We start from the raw sequence: 21,315 nt of genomic DNA on the forward strand, positions 1-21,315 counted from the left end.
TAATACGGCATAAAACGGGTCGCTTCGGCGACCCGTTTTTTATTCCCCCTTTGACAACCTGCCGTTTTCCAGCCGTACCACCCGTGAAAAATGACGCCGGGCAAACGCAGCGTCATGGCTAATCGCCACGACGCTGGCTCCCCGTGCCCGGCATGTCGCCAGCCAGTGTTCAAATACGGTTAGCCAGTGGGCGTCAAAATCCCGGCTGGGTTCATCCAGCAATAACACCGGCGGCGCCATCGCCTCCAGACTGGCGACCGCCACCATCCGGCGCTGCGCGGCGTGCAGATCAAGCGGGTGCGCCTCGGCGACGTCCGTTAGCTGGCATAACCGCAGCGCGGCCTGCGTGCGCCGTGAAATTTCCTCCGCCGATAAGCGTTGTAGTTTCAGCCCAAAAGCGACCTCTTGTGCGACATTGCTGTGGAAAATCTGGTTTTCCGCTTCCTGAAAGAGTACGCCGATAGCGGCGGCGCGTTGACGATTTTTAAGCTGCGCAATCGGCTCTCCATTAAGCGTTACCGAGCCGGAAGTGGGGGAAAGCAGGCCGGCCATAATCCGTAACAGCGTTGATTTTCCCGCGCCGTTATCGCCGGTCAACGCCAGCCATTCGCCGTCACGAAGTTCAAGCGAGATGGCGTGCAGACAGTCGGCTGCGGCATCCGGCCAACGATAAGCGACCTGATTTAACGTCAACATAATGGGGTTAGCGCTCCGTCGCGCAATTGCCATACCCGCTGGCATCGCGTCAGAAAAGGAAAGTGATTACGTTCAAAAAGCACAATGAGAGAATGACGTTCCAGCGCCCACTGTTGTAACCGTTCCAGCAGTGTCCCGGTGGCCGCTGACGTCAGCCGACTGAAGGCTTCATCAAGAACTAATAGTCTGGGCTGCATGGCAAGCGCGCTGGCAATCACTACCCGCTGCGTTTCGCCGCCGGAGAGCGTGCCGGGATGGCGATGGCGTAACGACTGGCAGTTTGTCAGAGTCAGCGCCTCGTCAATGCGCCGTAGAATTTCTGCTTCATGGAGGCCGAGATTCTCCGGGCCAAACGCCACTTCTTCCTCTACGCTAAAGGTACAGCCGGAAAGCTGTAAATATGGCGATTGCTGCACCAACTGGATGGTGGGCGACTGTTCTACCAGCGGTAGCCGCCCGATAGGGACGCCAAGCAGTAAGCCTGTGCCGTCAATATCACCGGGAAGATAATCCGGATACCAGCCAGCCATCAGTTGCGCCAGCGTACTTTTTCCGCTGCCGTTATCGCCGACTATCGCCACTATTCCGGGTGTTGAATAGTGGAAATCAAAACATGCCGGCGGGCGTGTCGCATCGGACGGAAGATAACGAAACTGCTCTAACGTAACCATATCCACACTCCCGCTTCCGCCAGTATTAGCAGTACCATGCCATACCGCGCAACCCGTTGTAACATGCTATCTTTCGGCGCCCACAGCGTGGTTCGGGCTCGATGCAGCCGAAACCCCCGCATATCCAACGCCGCGCCGCGTATTGTCAGATCGTTAAGCGCATTTTGCGTAAGCGGCACGATCAGCGCAGGCATAGCCCGTAGCCGCTGATACCAGCCTTCATCCAGCGGTACGCCGCGCGCGCGCTGGGCTTCATGAACGATCGTCAGTTGTCGTTTGAGCTGTTCGACGACCAGCAGCGGGCCAGCGAACAGGTAAGCGATGCCGGGCGGCAGACGTGAAGCGAACAGGGCGCGAATAAATCGCTGAACCGGCACATACTGCATCCATAGCTGCGACGTCGACACGATCGCCAGCAGACGTAGCCATAGCGTAACGGCATATACCCAGCGCTGCGGATCGCGAGGCTGCCCGCTTATCCATTCCGTTAGCCAACCGCCATGTACCAGCCATAGCCCAAACCCTAAAGACAGCATCAGCCAGGCGACATACTTCGCCCGCCGCCGCGTTGATTTCAGCGCCAGCAGACAGAGGAAGGCCGCCGCGCTATAAACCGGGAGCACGGTCTGCGCAGGGAGTAGCAGCGTGGTGCAGGCCGCCAACGCCCATAAGGTTAACGAGGTAAACGGATGCATTTAGCGTACGGCTGACATCGCAGGAAAATGCCGTGTCGTACGTAACGGTAGCTGACGCAGCAGCACCCAAACGATGATCGCCGTCAGAATTTTATCGACCAGATTAGCGCCTATGACGGTAATCGCGACCGACTCCACCAGGTTTTGGCCCATTGAATGCATCCAGGCGACGAATAAATCAGCGCCGCTGCCGGTAACGCCGCCAAAAAGCGCGGTACGAAGCGGTACGGCGACCAGCGTCACCGCTAACGTAATGACGACGCCGCTGACGATCACTTTGGGCAGGGTACGAAACCAGCCTGCGCGCGCCAGCCACCCGGCGACCAGACCGATAACCATCGCTACCGGGGCAAACGCGGCAGCGATAGGGTCGGTAAGTAGCCCCCACAGCAAGTTGGTCAGAAGCCCAGTCAACATGCCGATGAACGGCCCTAACAGCACCGCACTAATTAAGGTGCCGATCGAGTCGAGAAAAATAGGCAGCTTCAACATGCTAATAAGCTGTCCGCCAATCATATTGATGGCAATAGCGATGACAATCAGCACCAGAGACTGGCTGGAAAACGGGCGACGCGCCATAAAGTACCTCTTAAAGAGTCGTCAATTAACGGGAAGAAATATGCAGTTCGTCATAACCGGAAATGGCGCACGGTTGACGGCTGAACGTCAGCGCTGGCAGCTCGCCGATAACCAGTTCCAGCGTGGTACGCACGGTACACCCTGGCATCATATGGCCGCCGAGCATGGCCCCGTAGGGATCCGATACCGCGAGATGCAGATGCTCGCCGGTCAATTCAAGCGTGCCGTTTAGCGAGATAACTTCAAACGTGCCGGTGAGCGATGTGGTCGCCTCTTGCCCGGCATAACGCAGCGCAACATCGGTCAGACTGCCGGTACACCCTGCTATCCAGGCGGCATGTAATTGGTTCTGTTGCACAAAGGCGTGTAATTGGGAAAACACTTCCTGGCCGGGAAGCAGACGAAGCGCGTAAAAGCGCGCTGTAGAGGCATTGTGGTGAGATACAGTCATCGTTACAGGACTCCGAGACTCGGACGTGGCGCTGATAATATAGACGCTGGCGACAGCGCTTTCTGATATAAATCAGTATTTGTGACGCGACGATGAAAAGATCTGACGGATGAACTGGTGATTCTTAAATATGGAATAAATTGCAGCGTAAGCGGCCATGAAATGTGATGCAGGTCAGATAACTGTCTTCTTCGACTGGACAAACATTCCTTTTATTCCCCGTTTCGCTTATTCTAGCTGAAGCGTTTCAGTTAATTAAATGTTCGACAATTAACCAATCAGTCGCAGTTTGCGACAGGTGAGGTTTTACTCGACGATGAGCTGCATTACTCTGTCAGCCTCATCTGAATCGGGATAGCCTTGCAGGAGACCTATGACCGTACGCATAGCGATTAATGGCTTTGGTCGCATCGGGCGTAACGTGGTTCGTGCTTTGTATGAATCCGGACGTCGGGCGGAAATTACCGTGGTGGCCATCAACGAGCTGGCGGATGCCGCAGGCATGGCGCATTTGTTGAAATACGATACCAGCCACGGGCGTTTTGCATGGGAGGTTCGCCACGAGCGCGAGCAGCTTTTTGTCGGTGACGACGTCATTCGTATTCTGCATGAAAGAACACTGGCGGATCTGCCGTGGCGCGAACTGGGCGTGGATGTCGTGTTGGATTGTACGGGCGTATATGGCAACCGGGAGCATGGTGAGGCGCATATTGCCGCAGGCGCGAAGAAAGTGCTCTTTTCTCATCCGGGCAGCAACGATCTTGACGCCACCGTCGTTTTTGGCGTGAACCAGAACCAACTGCGTGCGGAACATCGTATTGTCTCAAACGCGTCCTGTACCACGAATTGCATAATTCCCGTCATTAAATTGTTGGATGATGCTTACGGCATCGAGTCTGGTACCGTCACGACGATCCACTCCGCGATGAACGATCAGCAGGTGATCGACGCGTATCACTCCGATCTGCGGCGCACGCGCGCGGCCAGCCAGTCGATTATCCCGGTAGATACAAAACTGGCGGCAGGCATTACGCGTATATTCCCGCAGTTTAACGATCGTTTTGAGGCGATTGCGGTGCGCGTTCCAACCATTAATGTGACGGCGATCGATTTAAGCGTGACGGTGAAAAAACCAGTAAAAGCCAGTGAAGTCAACCAGTTGCTGCAAAAAGCAGCACAAGGTGCATTTCATGGTATAGTTGACTATACGGAATCACCGTTGGTCTCGATAGATTTTAACCACGACCCGCACAGCGCCATTGTTGATGGCACGCAAACCCGGGTCAGTGGCGCCCACCTGATCAAGACGCTGGTCTGGTGCGATAATGAATGGGGCTTTGCTAACCGGATGCTCGACACCACGTTAGCGATGGCCGCAGTTGGTTTCAGGCTCGACGCGTCAGCGTCGACAAAACTTTAAGCATCATTGAGAGGATTCACCATGTCTGTAATTAAGATGACCGATCTGGATCTGGCCGGGAAACGCGTTTTTATCCGTGCGGATCTGAACGTACCTGTTAAAGAAGGGAAAGTGACCAGCGACGCGCGTATCCGCGCTTCTCTGCCGACCATTGAACTGGCTCTGAAACAGGGCGCGAAAGTGATGGTAACTTCCCACCTGGGTCGTCCTACCGAAGGCGAGTACAACGAAGAATTCTCTCTGCTGCCGGTTGTTAACTACCTGAAAGACAAACTGTCTAATCCGGTTCGCCTGGTCAAAGATTACCTGGACGGCGTTGACGTGGCCGAAGGTGAGCTGGTGGTTCTGGAAAACGTTCGCTTTAACAAAGGCGAAAAGAAAGACGACGAAGCGCTGTCTAAAAAATACGCCGCCCTGTGTGACGTATTCGTGATGGACGCCTTTGGTACCGCGCACCGCGCGCAGGCTTCTACCCACGGTATCGGCAAATTTGCTGATGTTGCGTGCGCAGGCCCGCTGCTGGCCGCTGAACTGGATGCGCTGGGTAAAGCGCTGAAAGAACCGGCTCGTCCGATGGTGGCTATCGTTGGTGGTTCTAAAGTATCTACCAAACTGACCGTTCTGGATTCCCTGTCTAAAATCGCTGACCAGCTGATTGTCGGCGGCGGTATCGCCAACACCTTCGTTGCCGCTCAGGGCCACAGCGTCGGTAAATCCCTGTACGAAGCTGACCTGGTTGACGAAGCAAAACGTCTGCTGACCACTTGCGATATCCCGGTTCCGACCGATGTTCGCGTTGCCACCGAGTTCTCCGAAACCGCACCGGCGACTCTGAAATCCGTTAACGACGTGAAAGAAGACGAGCAGATCCTGGATATCGGCGATGCTTCCGCTCAGCAGCTGGCTGAAATCCTCAAGAATGCCAAAACCATTCTGTGGAACGGCCCGGTTGGCGTGTTTGAGTTCCCGAACTTCCGTAAAGGGACTGAAATCGTGGCGAATGCCATCGCTGATAGCGAAGCGTTTTCCATCGCTGGCGGCGGCGACACCCTGGCGGCAATCGACCTGTTCGGCATTGCTGACAAAATTTCCTACATTTCTACTGGCGGCGGCGCATTCCTCGAATTCGTGGAAGGTAAAGTTCTGCCAGCCGTAGCGATGCTCGAAGAGCGCGCTAAGAAGTAATCGTTACGGGCAGGGATTCCTGCCCGTTGATTTATCGCCGATCTGACATTCAGGGCGGCCCGTGTTTTTTCCCAAAGCCCGACGATACAGGACAACGAAACATGTCTAAAATTTTTGATTTCGTAAAACCAGGCGTGATCACTGGTGATGACGTACAGAAAGTGTTCCAGGTAGCAAAAGAAAACAATTTTGCTCTGCCGGCAGTTAACTGCGTGGGCACTGATTCCATCAACGCTGTTCTGGAAACCGCTGCAAAAGTTAAAGCACCGGTCATCGTTCAGTTCTCCAACGGCGGCGCGTCCTTCATCGCGGGTAAAGGCGTGAAAACTGACGTACCTCAGGGCGCGGCAATCCTGGGCGCTATCTCTGGCGCGCATCACGTTCATCAGATGGCTGAACATTATGGCGTTCCGGTTATCCTGCACACTGACCACTGCGCGAAGAAACTGCTGCCGTGGATCGACGGTCTGCTGGACGCGGGTGAAAAACACTTCGCGGCTACCGGTAAACCGCTGTTCTCTTCTCACATGATTGACCTGTCTGAAGAGTCTCTGCACGAAAACATCGAAATCTGCTCCAAATACCTGGCGCGCATGTCCAAAATTGGCATGACTCTGGAAATCGAACTGGGTTGCACCGGTGGCGAAGAAGACGGCGTGGACAACAGCCACATGGACGCTTCTGCCCTGTACACCCAGCCGGAAGACGTTGATTACGCGTACACTGAGCTGAGCAAAATCAGCCCGCGTTTCACCATTGCCGCTTCCTTCGGTAACGTACACGGCGTTTACAAGCCGGGTAACGTGGTTCTGACCCCGACCATTCTGCGTGATTCTCAGGACTATGTTTCTAAGAAACACAACCTGCCGCACAACAGCCTGAACTTCGTTTTCCACGGCGGTTCCGGTTCTACTGCTCAGGAAATCAAAGACTCCGTAAGCTACGGCGTAGTGAAAATGAACATCGATACCGATACCCAATGGGCAACCTGGGAAGGTGTTCTGAACTACTACAAAGAAAACGAAGCGTATCTGCAAGGTCAGCTGGGCAACCCGAAAGGCGAAGATCAGCCGAACAAGAAATACTATGACCCGCGCGTATGGCTGCGTGCTGGCCAGACTTCGATGATCGCTCGTCTGGAAAAAGCATTTAAAGAACTGAACGCGATTGACGTTCTGTAATATAGTCTGCTGATTGAAATGGCTTCCCTCGGGAAGCCATTTTTTTATCGTTATTTCCGGAGAGCGGCGTTAGTTAGCGCTTTCATCCGGCCAACTCACAATGTACCTGCCTTTTTTGGTTTTGGGATGATGCCGAAAAATGGCATATTCCTCTGTTTTTGTTTACCTTTAAAAAGTTCTTTTCGTGAGAATGATCTCATTTGCTTGTTTTGCTATGACCAAGGAATATTGAATGGAAGATTTGAATGTTGTCGACAGCATAAATGGTGCGGGCACCTGGCTGGTACGCAACCAGGCGTTATTGCTCAGCTATGCTGTGAATATTGTTGCGGCTATCGCTATTATCATCATCGGCTTGATTGTAGCGCGCGTGATCTCCAATACGGTAAATCGTCTGATGCGTGCGCGTCATATTGATGCGACAGTAGCCGACTTTCTTTCTGCGCTGGTGCGCTATGGGGTTATCGCTTTTACGCTGATTGCGGCTCTGGGTCGCGTGGGGGTTCAAACCGCCTCGGTTATTGCCGTACTGGGCGCCGCTGGTTTAGCCGTTGGCCTGGCATTACAGGGATCGCTTTCTAACCTTGCGGCTGGGGTATTGCTGGTTATGTTCCGTCCGTTCCGCGCCGGTGAGTATGTCGATTTGGGCGGCGTTGCCGGTACGGTACTGAACGTGCAAATCTTTTCCACGACAATGCGCGCGGTAGACGGCAAAATTATTGTGATTCCGAATGGCAAAATTATCGCGGGAAATATCATCAACTATTCTCGTGAGCCGGTTCGCCGTAACGAATTCATTATTGGGGTGGCCTACGATTCGGATATCGATCAGGTGAAACAGCTGCTAACGACGATTATCGAGTCCGACGATCGTATTTTAAAAGATCGCGAAATGACGGTGCGTTTGAATGAGCTGGGCGCCTCATCAATTAATTTTGTGGTGCGTGTCTGGAGTAAAAGCAGCGACCTGCAAAATGTCTATTGGGACGTGCTGGAACGTATTAAACGTGAATTCGACGCCGCTGGTATTAGCTTCCCGTACCCGCAGATGGACGTCAATTTTAAACGCGTGAAAGATAACGCCGCGGAGTAATTTTCCTCCCGTGCTGCCTGCCGGCGCTGCGCTTATCCGCCTCCAGTATTCTCTGGTTATTGAGCGGATAAGCGTAGCCGCCATCCGTTATTCAGTCTCTTCATTAGCTTTTCTTATTAGTGATTAAAATTATCAATTTCCGCTAATAATATTCCCGCGCTATAGTCTGCCTTTAAGAAAAACAGCTCAGGGTAGTTAACGTGATATCTTATTATTTTCAAGGGCTTGCCCTTGGCGCCGCCATGATCCTTCCGCTTGGCCCGCAAAATGCGTTTGTGATGAATCAGGGAATTCGCCGCCAGTACCACCTCATGATAGCGCTGCTTTGCGCGTTAAGTGATTTAGTCCTGATTAGCGCCGGTATTTTTGGCGGCAGCGCGTTGCTGATGCAGTCGCCGTGGCTGCTGGCGCTGGTCACATGGGGCGGGGTCGCGTTCTTGTTATGGTACGGTTTTGGCGCGCTGAAAACGGCAATGAGCAGTAATCTGGAGCTGGCCAGCGCCGAGGTTATGAAGCAGGGGCGCTGGAAAATTATTGCTACGATGCTGGCGGTAACGTGGCTGAATCCGCACGTTTATCTGGATACGTTTGTCGTGTTGGGCAGTCTCGGCGGGCAACTGGCTATGGAGCCAAAGCGCTGGTTCGCCCTCGGCACGATTAGCGCATCGTTCTTGTGGTTTTTTGGGTTAGCGCTACTGGCGGCCTGGCTTGCGCCTCGACTGCGTACGGCGAAAGCTCAACGCATTATCAACATTCTGGTAGGGGTGGTGATGTGGCTTATCGCCTTCCAACTGGCGCGGGAAGGCGTCGCGCATATGCACGCGCTTTTCAACTAAGCGTTGTCTGATGGACAACAGGCCGATATCCGCTAAGCTTGCCTGCATGCGCCCTGTATATCAGGGCAATGACTGCAATATGGAGGAGAGACTGTGAAGTTCAAAGTGATGGCCCTGGCGGCATTAGTGGGTTTAAGTGCAATGTCGGCGCAGGCAAGCGAATTGCCGGAAGGCCCGCACATCGTGACTTCCGGTACGGCAAGCGTCGATGCTGTGCCTGATATCGCCACCTTAGCGATTGAAGTGAACGTCGCGGCGAAGGATGCGGCGACGGCGAAGAAGCAGGCCGATGAGCGCGTGGCGCAATATCTTTCCTTCCTTGAGCAAAATCAGATTGCGAAAAAAGACATTAGCGCGGCGAATCTGCGCACGCAGCCGGATTATGATTACCAAAACGGTAAAAGCATTCTGAAAGGATATCGCGCGGTGCGAACCGTTGAGGTGACGCTGCGTCAGTTAGATAAACTTAATTCGCTGCTGGATGGCGCGCTGAAGGCGGGTCTGAACGAGATTCGTTCGGTGTCGCTGGGCGTAGCGCAACCGGACGCCTATAAAGACAAGGCCCGCAAAGCCGCCATTGATGACGCGATTCATCAGGCGCAAGCGCTGGCAGCCGGTTTTAACAGCAAATTGGGGCCGGTTTACAGCGTTCGTTACCATGTCTCTAATTATCAGCCGAGTCCGGTGGTGCGAATGATGAAAGCCGCAGATGCTGCGCCGGTATCCGCGCAGGAAACTTACGAGCAGCCGACCATTCAGTTCGACGATCAGGTCGATGTGGTATTCCAGCTTGAACCTGGAACAGGGCAGACGTCGACCACGGCCGCCAGCACGCAGTAATCTCGCCCGGCCTGGGCGCTTCCAGGCCGAGTTTTCTCCCGATGTTCGCGTTTTTTACTCCGTATTACGCAATGAAATGAAGATTTGCTAATACGGTGAGCGTTTTGAATCGCCTTGCCGCCAGCAAAAAATAGCCAATGGCGTGTCGTTTTTTGCCGCCTGAACGCAATGATTTTGTGATGAATTTCAAAGAAGTGACGAGGGAATAATGGGTCATGCAGGCCGGATAAGACGTTCACACCGCCATCCGGCATTCATAGAGAGGCTAATCCTGACGCAGCACCTTGTGCCCGTACTCCAGCAGCGCATCGGTCACTTTGCGCATCATCCGGCTTTCCGGGGCAAAGCGGTGCCAGTAAAGCATCCGGCGTTGTAGCAAACCAGGCGTTAAGTTGATCAACTCGCCGCTTTCCAGCTCTTTCTCAATCTGCAGGTGAGGGATCATGCAGCAGGTCGTGCCCTGACGCGCAAGCTGTACAAACGCTTCGGATGAATTAACGATATGGCACGGCACGCTGCCGGGCGGTAGATCGAAATTCTGTTGTAAAAAGGCCTGATGCATATCATCCAGATGGTCGAACGCGACGGCGGGCGCTTTCAGCAGCGACGACCGGGTAACGCCATTGGGGAAATAGCGCTCGGCAAACGGCTTTGACGCGACAAACAGATAGTCGAGTGCGCCCAGTTTGTCTACCAGGCAGCTGGGCAGCGCCTGATGCTGAATACTCACCGCGCCCACCACCTCGCCGCGCCGCAGACGTTCTTGCGTGCGCGTTTCATCTTCCACCTGTAAATTGAGACGGATAGGGGAGTCCGCCAGCACCGGCGCCAGCGCTGGAAGCAGCCAGGTCGCCAGACTGTCGGCGTTAACCGCCAGCGACAGCAGCAACGGCGTAGAGCCGGTTTGTTCATCGCCCAGCCACTCTTCTTCCAGCAGTTCAACCTGACGCAGCAGAGCCAGTAATTTTTGCCCTTGCTCCGTGGGGCGAGGAGGAACGGTACGCACCAACAAAGGTTGTCCGAACATATTCTCAAGCTGTTTTATGCGCTGTGAGACGGCGGATTGCGTGATGCACAGCTTCTGGGCGGCGCGCTCGAATCCTCGCTCACGTATAACGGCATCCAGCGCCTGTAGTGTTCTGTAGTCCGGACGTTTCATTGTTGTGTCATGCTCCTGTTATTTTTTTCCGCACTATGACATAAATTTGCCGTCGGTACAGATGAAATCCGTAGCCTGTGTACGGACACGGAGATTTTTCCCGACAATGTTCTATAATGCGGCTGTATTTTCACACCACAGGCGAAACGATCTATGACGCAGGATGAACTGAAAAAAGCGGTAGGATGGGCGGCACTTCAGTATGTACAGCCCGGCACCATTGTGGGCGTTGGTACAGGCTCAACGGCCGCACACTTTATTGATGCGCTGGGCACAATGAAAGGCCAGATTGAAGGCGCGGTCTCCAGCTCGGACGCCTCGACTGAAAAACTCAAAGGCCTCGGTATTCATGTGTTTGACCTCAACGAAGTGGATAGCCTGGGTATCTATGTCGATGGCGCGGACGAAATCAACGGTCATATGCAGATGATCAAAGGCGGCGGCGCGGCATTAACCCGTGAGAAAATTATTGCTTCCGTGGCGGAGAAATTTATCTGTATTGCGGATGCCTCTAAACAGGTGGATATTCTTGGCAAATTCCCGTTGCCGGTCGAAGTGATTCCGATGGCGCGCAGCGCGGTCGCTCGTCAACTGGTGAAGCTGGGCGGGCGTCCGGAGTACCGTCAGAACGTGGTCACGGATAACGGCAACGTGATTCTGGATGTTTATGGTATGGAAATCCTTGATCCCATCGCGCTGGAAAACGCCATTAACGCGATTCCGGGCGTCGTGACCGTAGGGTTGTTCGCCAACCGTGGCGCCGATGTCGCACTGATCGGCACGCCGGACGGGGTGAAAACCATCGTAAAATGATCCCGCCAGGCGTATTTCCTGCCGCGTAAAAAATTCGGTCAGGGCAAATTTGGTGACATGTATCACGTTTAATCGTTTGCCCTGCCGATCCCTCCAAAGAAAAAGTTATTCCCGGTATTTTCATCTGCTATTTCCCGCTGTATGCGATTCCTTCACGACGCTGGCGCAAACGTTCATATTGCCGTGATAATTTTTTTTGATATGTTGAAGGACGGATGCAAATCCACACACAACATCAGATGGCAAAAAAAGACAGGATCGGGGAAATGGCAAAGGTATCGCTGGAGAAAGATAAAATTAAATTTCTGCTGGTTGAAGGGGTGCATCAAAAGGCGCTGGAAAGCCTTCGTGCGGCAGGTTACACCAACATTGAATATCACAAGGGCGCGCTGGACGCTGAACAGTTGAAAGCGTCCATCCGCGATGCCCACTTCATCGGTCTGCGATCCCGTACTCATCTGACAGAAGAAGTGATTAACGCCGCAGAGAAGCTGGTGGCGATTGGCTGTTTTTGCATCGGCACCAACCAGGTGGATTTAAATGCGGCGGCAAAACGCGGTATTCCGGTCTTTAACGCGCCATTCTCGAATACCCGTTCCGTGGCGGAGTTGGTGATTGGCGAGCTATTGCTGCTGCTGCGCGGCGTGCCAGAAGCGAACGCCAAAGCGCACCGCGGCGTATGGAATAAACTGGCGGCGGGATCGTTCGAAGCGCGCGGTAAAAAGCTTGGCATTATCGGTTACGGCCATATAGGAACGCAGTTGGGCATTCTGGCGGAATCGCTGGGGATGCATGTCTATTTCTATGATATTGAAAATAAACTGCCGCTCGGTAATGCAACTCAGGTGCAGCACCTGTCTGAATTGCTGAATATGAGCGATGTGGTCAGTCTGCACGTACCTGAAAACGCCTCCACCAAAAACATGATGGGCGCAAAAGAGATAGCCCTGATGAAGCCGGGTTCGTTGCTGATTAACGCCGCGCGCGGTACGGTGGTGGATATCCCAGCTTTGTGCGACGCGCTGGCGACGAAACATCTGGCGGGGGCGGCTATCGACGTCTTCCCGACGGAACCGGCCACTAATAGCGATCCGTTTACCTCTCCGCTGTGCGAATTCGATAACGTGATCCTGACGCCGCATATCGGCGGCTCGACGCAGGAGGCGCAAGAAAACATCGGTCTGGAAGTCGCAGGAAAACTGATTAAGTACTCGGATAACGGCTCGACGCTGTCCGCCGTGAACTTCCCGGAAGTGTCGCTGCCGCTGCACGGCGGTCGTCGCCTGATGCACATCCACGAAAACCGCCCGGGCGTATTGACCGCGCTTAACCAGATCTTTGCCGAGCAGGGCGTTAACATTGCCGCACAGTATCTGCAAACCTCCGCCCGAATGGGGTATGTGGTAATTGATATAGAAGCCGATGGCGATGTGGCGGAGAAAGCGCTGCTGGCGATGAAGGCGATTCCGGGCACCATTCGCGCCCGTCTGCTGTACTAATTTCCTCTAAATGGGCAGGAGATGACCTGCCCATCCTTTCTTCTGGTTTCCCTGCCTCAACATCTCTTCGTGTAACGCATACATTCTGTTTTCGAGCCTTGCCGCAATTGGTAATTAAAGGCAGCGTTGCGTGTTGTACAGCAATAAAAGGAATTTACGATAAGGGCTCAGCATAGCGCTGAAACGGGAAAGCCCCTACCGAAGCAGGGGCTCTAAAAAGGAAAGGGACGATGATGAGATACGTCATCATGCTGCTGATCCTGTTAATCATCGCTACGCCAGCATATTAACAGAGAGTACGCAGGAGGGAGGTTCGCCTCCCTCACCCTTCACCGAGAAATTTAGGTCAAAAAAGCGACGCTGTCAATCGGCAAAACACGGCTACCACTCCCAAATTTTGGACGGCGTCACCACCGCAGGCAGCGGGATATCCCACTCTTCAACCGGCAGCTTTTCTACTAACTGGCAATCATGCGCGTAGCCCACGGGCTGGATCTTATGCTGCTGCCAGTTTTGCAACGTACGGTCATAAAATCCGCCGCCCATCCCCAGGCGCTGCCCGTCTTCGTCAAACGCCACTAACGGCGTTACCAGCACATCCAGCTTTGCCAGCGGTAATACGTCGCGGACATCAAGCCGTGGCTCCCGGATCTTTAAGCGGTTGGTCACCAGCGCACTCTGCGGATGATAGTGCAGGAACAGGAGGTTGCCAGGGCTGAAGGGATGAAGAACCGGAAGGTAGACGCGCTTGCCCGCTTGCCATAGCTGTTCAATCAGCGGCTGGGTGTCGAGTTCGCCATCAAAGGAGAGAAACACGGCGACAGTGTGCGCCATCACGACGGGAGGAAAGCTGAGCATTCGGGCGGCGGCCTGTTGACCAAAACGGCGTTGCTGCTCTGGCGTTAGCACACGGCGACGTTGCCGAATCATTCGGCGGATTTCTTGTCGTGATAAAGAGAGTTCGGGAAGTTGCGTCATGGCTGTCGCCAGTCAGAAGGGGAATCTCCGAGATGCCGCCGCAGGCTGTAACCCTTGAACCCTTGGTTCAAGGTGAATGTGTCGTCACAGTTTTAAGGCTTCTCGGACGAACCGAGCATGCTCACCAACCGCGGAGCGCCACATTCTTGTGGTATGAAATATCGGCTCAGGGGACTGGCCCGCTTGCAAACATCTCAGAGAAATTCTGTTTTCACAATCACTTTACCATAGTAAAGCGAAAAGTGTTATTCAAAGTTTTGGCCCGTTTTTTCGGTTATGCGACCTTGATCAAGCAACGCCTGTTCGATGGTCTGTTGTAGCATCCGAATACGTTGTTCCATGCTCGCCGCGTAATCGCGGGTCTTCGCTTTTTCCTGAGTTAACTCATAGCTGATATTCAATGCGGCAATGAAAACCAACTGCTCAGTATTTGTGACTCTAGTGCGAACTTTCAGATCTTGCAACCGCTGATTCAGATCGTCCGCAGCCTGATTCAACGCATCCCTTTGGTCAGGCGGGCAATTCACTCGCAGTGAACGGCCAAATATTTGGATATCGACGGGTTGTGCAGACATGCCACCTTCCTGCTGATTGACTGCGCTGCCTTCGTCTACAGACCCAGGGTCCGCGAAGGGGCGACACTATAGCTACCCTGGTGTGAAGATACAAGCCCTTTTCTGGTTCACCAGGGTCCAAAGTGGTAGCATATCATGAATATCCTCCCTTTGATGACGAATGCTTATGTCTATACAGAACGAAATGCCTGGTTACAACGAAATGAACCGGTTTTTGAATCAACAAGGGGCCGGTCTGACCCCGGCTGAAATGCATGGTTTAATCAGCGGGATGATTTGCGGCGGCAACAACGACAGCTCATGGCAGCCGCTGTTGCACGACCTGACGAACGAAGGTCTGGCCTTCGGGCATGAGCTTGCTCAGGCGCTGCGCAAAATGCACGCGGCGACCAGCGACGCGCTGGAAGACGACGGCTTTCTTTTTCAGCTTTATCTGCCTGAAGGCGACGATGTCAGCGTATTCGATCGCGCAGATGCCTTAGCCGGGTGGGTTAACCACTTTTTGCTTGGCCTCGGCGTAACGCAGCCTAAACTTGATAAAGTCACCGGCGAAACGGGTGAAGCGATTGACGACCTGCGTAATATTGCGCAGCTTGGTTATGATGAGAGCGAAGATCAGGAAGAGCTGGAGATGTCGCTCGAAGAGATCATCGAATATGTCCGTGTTGCGGCGCTGTTATGTCATGACACTTTCACGCGCCAACAGCCGACCGCGCCGGAAGTGCGTAAACCGACGCTACACTAAGAAAAAACGAAATGGAGGCCATGTCATGACTCAGCAGGAATACCAACGCCGTCGCCAGGCATTACTGGCGCAAATGCAGCCCGGCAGCGCCGCGCTGATCTTTGCCGCGCCGGAGGCGACGCGCAGCGCAGACAGTGAATATCCGTATCGCCAGAGTAGCGACTTCTGGTATTTCACCGGTTTTAACGAACCGGAAGCCGTGCTGGTACTGATTAAGAGTGATGACACCCACAACCACAGCGTTTTGTTCAACCGCGTTCGCGACCTGACGGCGGAAATCTGGTTTGGTCGCCGTTTAGGACAGGATGCCGCGCCGGAAAAACTGGGCGTTGACCGGGCGCTGGCGTTTAGCGAAATCAACCAGCAACTCTTTCAGTTGCTTAATGGTCTGGATGTGGTGTACCACGCGCAGGGCGAATATGCGTATGCCGACGAGATTGTTCTGGCTGCGCTGGAGAAGCTGCGTAAAGGCTCCCGCCAGAATCTGACCGCGCCGGCCACCATGACTGACTGGCGACCGATCGTCCATGAGATGCGCCTGTTCAAATCGCCGGAAGAGATTGCTGTCCTGCGCCGCGCCGGGGAAATTAGCGCGCTGGCGCATATCCGCGCGATGGAAAAATGCCGTCCGGGGATGTTTGAGTATCAGCTGGAGGGGGAAATTCACCACGAATTTAATCGCCACGGCGCGCGCTATCCCTCCTATAACACCATTGTCGGCAGCGGCGAAAATGGCTGTATCCTGCATTACACTGAAAACGAAAGTGAAATGCGCGACGGCGATTTAGTGCTTATCGACGCAGGTTGTGAATATAAAGGTTACGCGGGCGACATCACGCGTACTTTCCCGGTGAACGGGAAATTTACGCCAGCCCAGCGTGAAATTTATGACATCGTTCTGGAATCGCTGGAGACCAGCCTGCGACTGTTCCGTCCTGGTACCTCTATTCAGGAGGTGACCGGCGAAGTCGTGCGCATCATGATAACCGGGCTGGTGAAGCTGGGGATTTTGCAAGGAGAGGTTGATCAACTGATTGCCGAAAATGCGCATCGTCCTTTCTTTATGCATGGCTTGAGCCACTGGCTGGGGCTGGATGTTCATGATGTCGGCGTTTATGGGCCGGATCGCTCCCGCATCCTGGAGCCGGGCATGGTGCTGACCGTAGAGCCAGGCCTCTATATCGCGCCGGATGCCGACGTGCCGGAAGCGTATCGCGGCATTGGCGTTCGAATTGAAGATGACATTGTCATTACCGAAACCGGTAATGAAAACCTGACCGCTAGTGTTGTGAAGAAGGCGGATGACATTGAGGCATTAATGGCGGCGGCGCGGCAGCAATGAGCGTCATTATCGTTGGCGGCGGCATGGCAGGCGCAACGCTGGCGCTAGCCATCTCTCAGTTCAGTCATGGGACGTTGCCGGTACACCTGATTGAAGCGAAAGCGCCTGAAGCCGACGGTCATCCCGGCTTTGACGCCAGAGCGATTGCGCTGGCGGCGGGCACTTGCCAGCAACTGGCGCGAATTGGCGTCTGGCAGGCGATTTCCGATTGCGCAACGGCAATCAACACCGTACACGTCAGCGATCGCGGCCATGCCGGATTTGTGACTCTCGACGCGCAGGACTACAGTCTGGCAGCGTTGGGGCACGTTGCGGAGCTGCATGATATCGGGCTGCGTCTGTTTGCGCTCTTGCGTAAAGCGCCAGGCGTTACGCTGCACTGCCCGGAGCGCGTAGCCAGCGTGTCGCGTACCCAACAGCAGGTTAACGTCACTCTGGAAAACGGCAATGTGATAGCTGGCAGCGTGCTGGTGGCGGCTAACGGTACCCACTCCGCGCTCGCGTCAGCCTGCGGCGTTGACTGGCATCAGGAGCCTTACGAACAGTTAGCGGTGATAGCGAATGTCGCGACCGCTATCCCGCATCAGGGACGCGCCTTTGAACGTTTTACTCCCAATGGCCCGCTGGCGATGTTGCCGATGTCGCATGGCCGATGTTCGCTGGTTTGGTGTCACCCGCTCGACCAGCGCGATGAGGTGCTGAGCTGGTCCGACGCGCAGTTCTGTCATGCGTTGCAGGCCGCGTTCGGCTGGCGGCTGGGGCGAATTACTCAGGCGGGGAAGCGCAGCGCGTATCCGCTTGCCCTGACTACGGCGGCGAAAGTGTTTACTCACCGGACTGTCGTGGTCGGCAATGCGGCGCAGACGTTGCATCCTATCGCCGGACAAGGGTTTAATCTCGGTCTGCGCGATGTCATGAGCCTGGCGGAAACGCTGGTCGCGGCACAGGACGCGGGCGAGGATATTGGCGCCTGGCACGTATTATCGCTCTATCAGCAGCGTCGTCAGGTTGACCGGGATACGACGATTGGCGTAACGAACGGTCTGGTCCATCTGTTTGCAAATCGTTGGGCGCCGCTGGTTATTGGGCGCAATATCGGTTTAATGGCGATGGAATTATTACCGCCTGCGCGCGATGCGCTGGCACAGCGGACCTTAGGTTGGGTTGCGCGTTAAGCAGATCTGTAGGCCGGATAAGGCATTTACGCCGCCATCCGGCATCGTGTTCATAAAAATACCGGATGGCAGCTTCGCCTTATCCGGCCTACGGTTTGATTGTTCCGGTTTCCAGGAGTAAATAGTGCAAAGTGTTGATGTAGCAATAGTTGGCGGAGGCATGGTGGGACTGGCTGTCGCCTGCGGCTTGCAGGGGAGCGGTTTGCGCGTTGCGGTACTGGATCACGTTGTTCCCCAGCCGTTGGCGAACGATGCGCCGCCTCAGCTTCGGGTGTCGGCGATTAATGCCGCCAGCGAAAAACTGCTTACCCGTCTTGGCGTATGGTCAAACATTGTGGCGCGACGGGCAAGTTGCTACCACGGTATGGAAGTCTGGGATAAAGACAGCTTTGGCCGTATTACGTTTGATGACGCAAGCATGGGATATAGCCATCTGGGGCATATTGTTGAAAACAGCGTCATTCACTATGCACTGTGGCAAAAAGCGCAGCAAGCGGCGGATATCACCTTAATGGCGCCAGCGGAGTTACAGCAGGTCGCCTGGGGGGAGAACGACGCCTTCCTGACTTTAAAAGACGGCGCGATGTTAACCGCGCGTCTGGTGATTGCCGCGGATGGCGCCAACTCCTGGCTGCGTAACAAAGCGGATATTCCCTTAACTTTCTGGGACTACCGTCACCATGCGCTGGTAGCGACTATCCGCACCGAAGAGCCGCACGGCGCGGTTGCTCGCCAGGTGTTTCATGGTGAAGGTATTCTGGCGTTTTTGCCGTTAAGCGATCCGCATCTGTGTTCCATTGTCTGGTCGCTTTCTCCGCAGGATGCGGAGCGTATGCAACAGAGCGGCGACGAGGCGTTTAACCAGGCGTTGACTATCGCCTTCGATAATCGGCTGGGCTTATGCCGCCTGGAAAGCGAACGGCAGGTTTTTCCGCTGACGGGCCGCTATGCTCGCCAGTTTGCCGCGCATCGTCTGGCGTTGGTCGGCGATGCCGCGCACACCATCCACCCGCTGGCAGGGCAAGGCGTCAACCTCGGCTTTATGGACGCGGCCGAACTGGTGGACGATCTGCGCCGGCTTCAGCGCCAGGGCAAAGACATTGGTCAACATCTTTATCTTCGTCGTTATGAGCGTAGCCGTAAACATAGCGCGGCGATGATGCTTGCCGGGATGCAAGGTTTTCGTGACCTGTTTGCCGGCGAAAACCCGGCAAAAAAATTGCTGCGCGACATCGGGCTGAAACTGGCGGATACGCTCCCCGGCGTCAAACCCCAACTGCTTCGCCAGGCAATGGGGCTAAACGACCTTCCGCAATGGCTTCGTTAAGTGTCTGACTGCACGCCAGCAAGAGTTTGAAACCCGTCACACTTTGCTTTCCCGGCTATCGCGCTGGGGGGCTTTCCTCGTTTGAAATAATCTAATTTCACCGCTTATTTCGCATTATATTTTCTAATGCCACTATTTTTGGCGAACGCGATTTTCGACATTTTTTCCGCATTTAATATTAATTTATGTTGTGGTAAATCGTATCAGCTTCCTTTTTATGACGGTTATTTAGCGTAATAGTGGTTTTTTGTGCTGATGGGATTTTAGCGTTTTTTAGTCATAAGCTAATGTGATGGTAAATTCAGCCTTATGGTTTAGCGCCTGGTTCGGTGGTAAGTTCAGGAGCAAGAGAACGTTTGCGTCGGCGCAGGAAAAAGGGCGTCGATGCCAGGTTTCGTGGCGAAGATTTCCCATGAAAATGGTTGTTAGCCCCCGCTAATTCAACGAGGAAAAGATGGCCCAACAGACGCCTTTGTACGAACAACACACGCTATGCGGCGCCCGCATGGTCGATTTTCATGGCTGGATGATGCCCCTGCATTACGGCTCTCAGCTTGATGAACACCACGCTGTGCGCACCGATGCCGGGATGTTTGATGTATCGCATATGACCATTGTCGATCTTCATGGCAGCCGCACCCGGGAGTTCTTGCGTTATCTGCTGGCAAACGACGTCGCGAAGCTAACGAAGACGGGTAAAGCCCTCTACTCCGGTATGCTTAACGCATCGGGCGGCGTGATTGATGACCTTATCGTCTACTACTTCACTGAAGATTTCTTCCGTCTCGTTGTTAACTCCGCCACCCGCGAAAAAGACCTCTCCTGGATTACCCAACACGCTGAACCTTATGCCATCGACATCACCGTTCGTGACGACCTGTCGCTGATTGCGGTACAGGGGCCGAATGCGCAGGAAAAAGCGGCGACTCTGTTTACTGACGAACAGCGACATGCAGTAGAAGGTATGAAGCCGTTCTTCGGCGTTCAGGCGGGCGATTTGTTTATCGCCACCACCGGTTATACCGGCGAAGCAGGCTATGAAATCGCCATGCCGAATGAAAAAGCGGCGGATTTCTGGCGTGCGCTGGTGGAGGCGGGCGTGAAGCCGTGCGGTCTTGGCGCGCGCGACACGCTGCGTCTGGAAGCAGGCATGAACCTGTACGGTCAGGAGATGGATGAAGGTATCTCTCCGCTGGCGGCTAATATGGGATGGACTATCGCCTGGGAACCTGTTGACCGCGACTTTATTGGCCGTGAGGCGCTGGAGATGCAGCGTGAAAAAGGCCATGAGCAGCTTGTCGGTCTGGTGATGACCGAGAAAGGCGTATTGCGTAATGAACTGCCGGTGCGTTTTACCGATGCGCAGGGCAATCAGCAAGAAGGCATTATCACCAGCGGGACGTTTTCCCCAACGTTGGGCTACAGCATTGCGCTGGCGCGCGTTCCGGCGGGCATCGGCGAGACGGCGATTGTACAAATTCGTAACCGTGAAATGCCGGTAAAAGTGACTAAACCTGTTTTTGTGCGTAACGGCAAAGCCGTCGCGTGATTCATCCTTTTTTGGAGATTAATTGATGAGCAACGTACCCGCAGAACTGAAATACAGCAAAGAACACGAATGGCTGCGTAAAGAAGCGGATGGCACTTACACCGTTGGCATTACTGAACACGCTCAGGAGCTGTTGGGCGATATGGTTTTTGTTGATCTGCCGGAAGTCGGCGCGACCGTAAGCGCGGGCGACGACTGCGCCGTGGCGGAGTCCGTAAAAGCGGCGTCCGACATTTATGCGCCGGTAAGCGGCGAGATCGTGGCGGTAAACGATGCGCTGAGCGACTCCCCGGAGCTGGTGAACAGCGAACCGTATGCCGGTGGCTGGATCTTTAAAATCAAAGCCAGCGATGAAAGCGAACTTGAATCGCTGCTGGATGCCACCGCGTATGAGGCATTGTTAGAAGACGAATAATGTTGTGCCGGATGGCGCTAATGCTTATCCGGCCTACTCACTGCAACGCGAATGATTTTGCGTATTCGTTTTCGCACGCGTAGGCCCGGTA

The 21,315-nt window shown here is 54.3% G+C and carries 22 protein-coding genes and 1 other RNA gene; 14 read left to right on the forward strand and 9 right to left on the reverse strand.

All coding sequences use genetic code 11. From position 1 onward, the window contains the following. Positions 1-39: 39 nt before the first annotated feature. Genes QEN32_RS03965 through QEN32_RS03985 form a run of 5 tightly spaced genes read right to left on the reverse strand, consistent with a single transcriptional unit; the run spans position 40 to position 3,092 of the window. Positions 40-696 carry an ATP-binding cassette domain-containing protein gene (locus QEN32_RS03965; RefSeq protein ID WP_023202168.1) on the reverse strand — a complete coding sequence of 219 codons (657 nt, stop codon included), beginning with the start codon at positions 694-696 and terminating at the stop codon, positions 40-42. Further along, positions 690-1,367: an energy-coupling factor ABC transporter ATP-binding protein gene (locus QEN32_RS03970; RefSeq protein ID WP_001517914.1), complete on the reverse strand. Its 678-nt coding sequence runs from the start codon at positions 1,365-1,367 to the stop codon at positions 690-692. The genes QEN32_RS03965 and QEN32_RS03970 overlap by 7 nt, the downstream gene beginning before the upstream one ends. After that, complete coding sequence (locus tag QEN32_RS03975) at positions 1,355-2,062, reverse strand: energy-coupling factor transporter transmembrane component T (RefSeq protein WP_000553270.1); 708 nt, start codon at positions 2,060-2,062, stop codon at positions 1,355-1,357. The genes QEN32_RS03970 and QEN32_RS03975 overlap by 13 nt, the downstream gene beginning before the upstream one ends. Then, positions 2,063-2,641, reverse strand: coding sequence for an ECF transporter S component (locus QEN32_RS03980; protein WP_000124001.1), 579 nt, complete (start codon positions 2,639-2,641; stop codon positions 2,063-2,065). It lies immediately after the preceding gene. A 25-nt stretch (positions 2,642-2,666) separates the two neighbouring features. Beyond that, a complete protein-coding gene (locus QEN32_RS03985; RefSeq protein WP_000218564.1) occupies positions 2,667-3,092 on the reverse strand; it encodes a PPC domain-containing DNA-binding protein in 426 nt (141 codons plus the stop codon). A gap of 373 nt (positions 3,093-3,465) precedes the next feature. On the opposite strand from QEN32_RS03985, the gene epd reads away from it, so the two are divergent. The 6 genes from epd to QEN32_RS04015 all read left to right on the forward strand — a co-directional run bounded on the left by epd (position 3,466) and on the right by QEN32_RS04015 (position 9,647). Further along, positions 3,466-4,512, forward strand: coding sequence for an erythrose-4-phosphate dehydrogenase (epd, locus tag QEN32_RS03990; RefSeq protein WP_000218338.1), 1,047 nt, complete (start codon positions 3,466-3,468; stop codon positions 4,510-4,512). Between the two features lie 21 nt (positions 4,513-4,533). After that, positions 4,534-5,697, forward strand: coding sequence for a phosphoglycerate kinase (gene pgk, locus QEN32_RS03995; RefSeq protein WP_000111274.1), 1,164 nt, complete (start codon positions 4,534-4,536; stop codon positions 5,695-5,697). A gap of 101 nt (positions 5,698-5,798) precedes the next feature. Beyond that, positions 5,799-6,878, forward strand: coding sequence for a class II fructose-bisphosphate aldolase (gene fbaA / locus QEN32_RS04000; RefSeq protein ID WP_000034386.1), 1,080 nt, complete (start codon positions 5,799-5,801; stop codon positions 6,876-6,878). Positions 6,879-7,110: 232 nt separating this feature from the next. Beyond that, positions 7,111-7,971, forward strand: coding sequence for a small-conductance mechanosensitive channel MscS (locus QEN32_RS04005; RefSeq protein ID WP_000389833.1), 861 nt, complete (start codon positions 7,111-7,113; stop codon positions 7,969-7,971). Between the two features lie 200 nt (positions 7,972-8,171). Then, entirely contained in the window at positions 8,172-8,807 is a 636-nt protein-coding gene (gene argO, locus QEN32_RS04010; protein WP_000626876.1) for an arginine exporter ArgO, read from the forward strand. Positions 8,808-8,900: 93 nt separating this feature from the next. Beyond that, on the forward strand, positions 8,901-9,647 hold the full coding sequence (locus tag QEN32_RS04015; RefSeq protein ID WP_000669854.1) for an oxidative stress defense protein: 747 nt from the start codon (positions 8,901-8,903) through the stop codon (positions 9,645-9,647). 265 nt (positions 9,648-9,912) lie between these two features. Here the strand turns inward: QEN32_RS04015 and argP are convergent, their stop codons facing one another. Continuing rightward, positions 9,913-10,806: a DNA-binding transcriptional regulator ArgP gene (argP, locus tag QEN32_RS04020; RefSeq protein ID WP_000828345.1), complete on the reverse strand. Its 894-nt coding sequence runs from the start codon at positions 10,804-10,806 to the stop codon at positions 9,913-9,915. A gap of 153 nt (positions 10,807-10,959) precedes the next feature. Here argP and rpiA point away from each other — a divergent pair, with 153 nt between their 5' ends. Both rpiA and serA read left to right on the forward strand, forming a co-directional pair. Next, positions 10,960-11,619 carry a ribose-5-phosphate isomerase RpiA gene (gene rpiA / locus QEN32_RS04025; RefSeq protein ID WP_000189741.1) on the forward strand — a complete coding sequence of 220 codons (660 nt, stop codon included), beginning with the start codon at positions 10,960-10,962 and terminating at the stop codon, positions 11,617-11,619. Positions 11,620-11,885: 266 nt separating this feature from the next. Then, the gene (gene serA / locus QEN32_RS04030) at positions 11,886-13,118 is read left to right on the forward strand and encodes a phosphoglycerate dehydrogenase (RefSeq protein ID WP_001151627.1); all 1,233 of its coding nucleotides are present in this window, start codon (positions 11,886-11,888) and stop codon (positions 13,116-13,118) included. Positions 13,119-13,499: 381 nt separating this feature from the next. Here the strand turns inward: serA and QEN32_RS04035 are convergent, their stop codons facing one another. From QEN32_RS04035 to zapA, 3 genes are all read right to left on the reverse strand, one after another. After that, entirely contained in the window at positions 13,500-14,096 is a 597-nt protein-coding gene (locus tag QEN32_RS04035) for a 5-formyltetrahydrofolate cyclo-ligase (RefSeq protein ID WP_006493293.1), read from the reverse strand. Between the two features lie 20 nt (positions 14,097-14,116). Further along, positions 14,117-14,300, reverse strand: a non-coding RNA gene (ssrS, locus tag QEN32_RS04040) — 6S RNA. 41 nt (positions 14,301-14,341) lie between these two features. Then, complete coding sequence (zapA, locus tag QEN32_RS04045) at positions 14,342-14,671, reverse strand: cell division protein ZapA (RefSeq protein ID WP_001276011.1); 330 nt, start codon at positions 14,669-14,671, stop codon at positions 14,342-14,344. Positions 14,672-14,837: 166 nt separating this feature from the next. On the opposite strand from zapA, the gene QEN32_RS04050 reads away from it, so the two are divergent. The 6 genes from QEN32_RS04050 to gcvH all read left to right on the forward strand — a co-directional run bounded on the left by QEN32_RS04050 (position 14,838) and on the right by gcvH (position 21,224). Beyond that, positions 14,838-15,416, forward strand: a complete 579-nt coding sequence (locus QEN32_RS04050; RefSeq protein ID WP_000027236.1) for a YecA family protein — start codon at positions 14,838-14,840, stop codon at positions 15,414-15,416. A gap of 25 nt (positions 15,417-15,441) precedes the next feature. Continuing rightward, positions 15,442-16,758, forward strand: coding sequence for a Xaa-Pro aminopeptidase (gene pepP, locus QEN32_RS04055; RefSeq protein WP_265321956.1), 1,317 nt, complete (start codon positions 15,442-15,444; stop codon positions 16,756-16,758). Continuing rightward, entirely contained in the window at positions 16,755-17,933 is a 1,179-nt protein-coding gene (gene ubiH, locus QEN32_RS04060; RefSeq protein ID WP_265321957.1) for a 2-octaprenyl-6-methoxyphenyl hydroxylase, read from the forward strand. Before pepP ends, ubiH begins: the two co-directional genes overlap by 4 nt. Before the next feature lie 124 nt (positions 17,934-18,057). Continuing rightward, positions 18,058-19,260, forward strand: a complete 1,203-nt coding sequence (gene ubiI, locus QEN32_RS04065; protein WP_001192144.1) for an FAD-dependent 2-octaprenylphenol hydroxylase — start codon at positions 18,058-18,060, stop codon at positions 19,258-19,260. Between the two features lie 454 nt (positions 19,261-19,714). Next, positions 19,715-20,809 carry a glycine cleavage system aminomethyltransferase GcvT gene (gene gcvT / locus QEN32_RS04070; RefSeq protein ID WP_265321958.1) on the forward strand — a complete coding sequence of 365 codons (1,095 nt, stop codon included), beginning with the start codon at positions 19,715-19,717 and terminating at the stop codon, positions 20,807-20,809. A gap of 25 nt (positions 20,810-20,834) precedes the next feature. Then, positions 20,835-21,224 (forward strand): glycine cleavage system protein GcvH, encoded by a 390-nt coding sequence (gene gcvH, locus QEN32_RS04075; RefSeq protein WP_001295377.1) that lies wholly within the window; start codon positions 20,835-20,837, stop codon positions 21,222-21,224. The last annotated feature ends 91 nt before the right edge of the window (positions 21,225-21,315 follow it).

It is taken from the genome of Salmonella sp. SA14318, from assembly GCF_029866905.1.
Classification (GTDB): Bacteria; Pseudomonadota; Gammaproteobacteria; order Enterobacterales; family Enterobacteriaceae; genus Salmonella; species Salmonella enterica.

Bases quoted from the DNA above. Each gene is read 5' to 3' on its own strand.
- QEN32_RS03965 (WP_023202168.1), bottom strand. From the start codon at position 696: ATGTTGACGTTAAATCAGGTCGCTTATCGTTGGCCGGATGCCGCAGCC.
- QEN32_RS03970 (WP_001517914.1), bottom strand. From the start codon at position 1,367: ATGGTTACGTTAGAGCAGTTTCGTTATCTTCCGTCCGATGCGACACGC.
- QEN32_RS03975 (WP_000553270.1), bottom strand. From the start codon at position 2,062: ATGCATCCGTTTACCTCGTTAACCTTATGGGCGTTGGCGGCCTGCACC.
- QEN32_RS03980 (WP_000124001.1), bottom strand. From the start codon at position 2,641: ATGGCGCGTCGCCCGTTTTCCAGCCAGTCTCTGGTGCTGATTGTCATC.
- QEN32_RS03985 (WP_000218564.1), bottom strand. From the start codon at position 3,092: ATGACTGTATCTCACCACAATGCCTCTACAGCGCGCTTTTACGCGCTT.
- epd (WP_000218338.1), top strand. From the start codon at position 3,466: ATGACCGTACGCATAGCGATTAATGGCTTTGGTCGCATCGGGCGTAAC.
- pgk (WP_000111274.1), top strand. From the start codon at position 4,534: ATGTCTGTAATTAAGATGACCGATCTGGATCTGGCCGGGAAACGCGTT.
- fbaA (WP_000034386.1), top strand. From the start codon at position 5,799: ATGTCTAAAATTTTTGATTTCGTAAAACCAGGCGTGATCACTGGTGAT.
- QEN32_RS04005 (WP_000389833.1), top strand. From the start codon at position 7,111: ATGGAAGATTTGAATGTTGTCGACAGCATAAATGGTGCGGGCACCTGG.
- argP (WP_000828345.1), bottom strand. From the start codon at position 10,806: ATGAAACGTCCGGACTACAGAACACTACAGGCGCTGGATGCCGTTATA.
- rpiA (WP_000189741.1), top strand. From the start codon at position 10,960: ATGACGCAGGATGAACTGAAAAAAGCGGTAGGATGGGCGGCACTTCAG.
- serA (WP_001151627.1), top strand. From the start codon at position 11,886: ATGGCAAAGGTATCGCTGGAGAAAGATAAAATTAAATTTCTGCTGGTT.
- QEN32_RS04035 (WP_006493293.1), bottom strand. From the start codon at position 14,096: ATGACGCAACTTCCCGAACTCTCTTTATCACGACAAGAAATCCGCCGA.
- zapA (WP_001276011.1), bottom strand. From the start codon at position 14,671: ATGTCTGCACAACCCGTCGATATCCAAATATTTGGCCGTTCACTGCGA.
- QEN32_RS04050 (WP_000027236.1), top strand. From the start codon at position 14,838: ATGTCTATACAGAACGAAATGCCTGGTTACAACGAAATGAACCGGTTT.
- pepP (WP_265321956.1), top strand. From the start codon at position 15,442: ATGACTCAGCAGGAATACCAACGCCGTCGCCAGGCATTACTGGCGCAA.
- ubiH (WP_265321957.1), top strand. From the start codon at position 16,755: ATGAGCGTCATTATCGTTGGCGGCGGCATGGCAGGCGCAACGCTGGCG.
- gcvT (WP_265321958.1), top strand. From the start codon at position 19,715: ATGGCCCAACAGACGCCTTTGTACGAACAACACACGCTATGCGGCGCC.
- gcvH (WP_001295377.1), top strand. From the start codon at position 20,835: ATGAGCAACGTACCCGCAGAACTGAAATACAGCAAAGAACACGAATGG.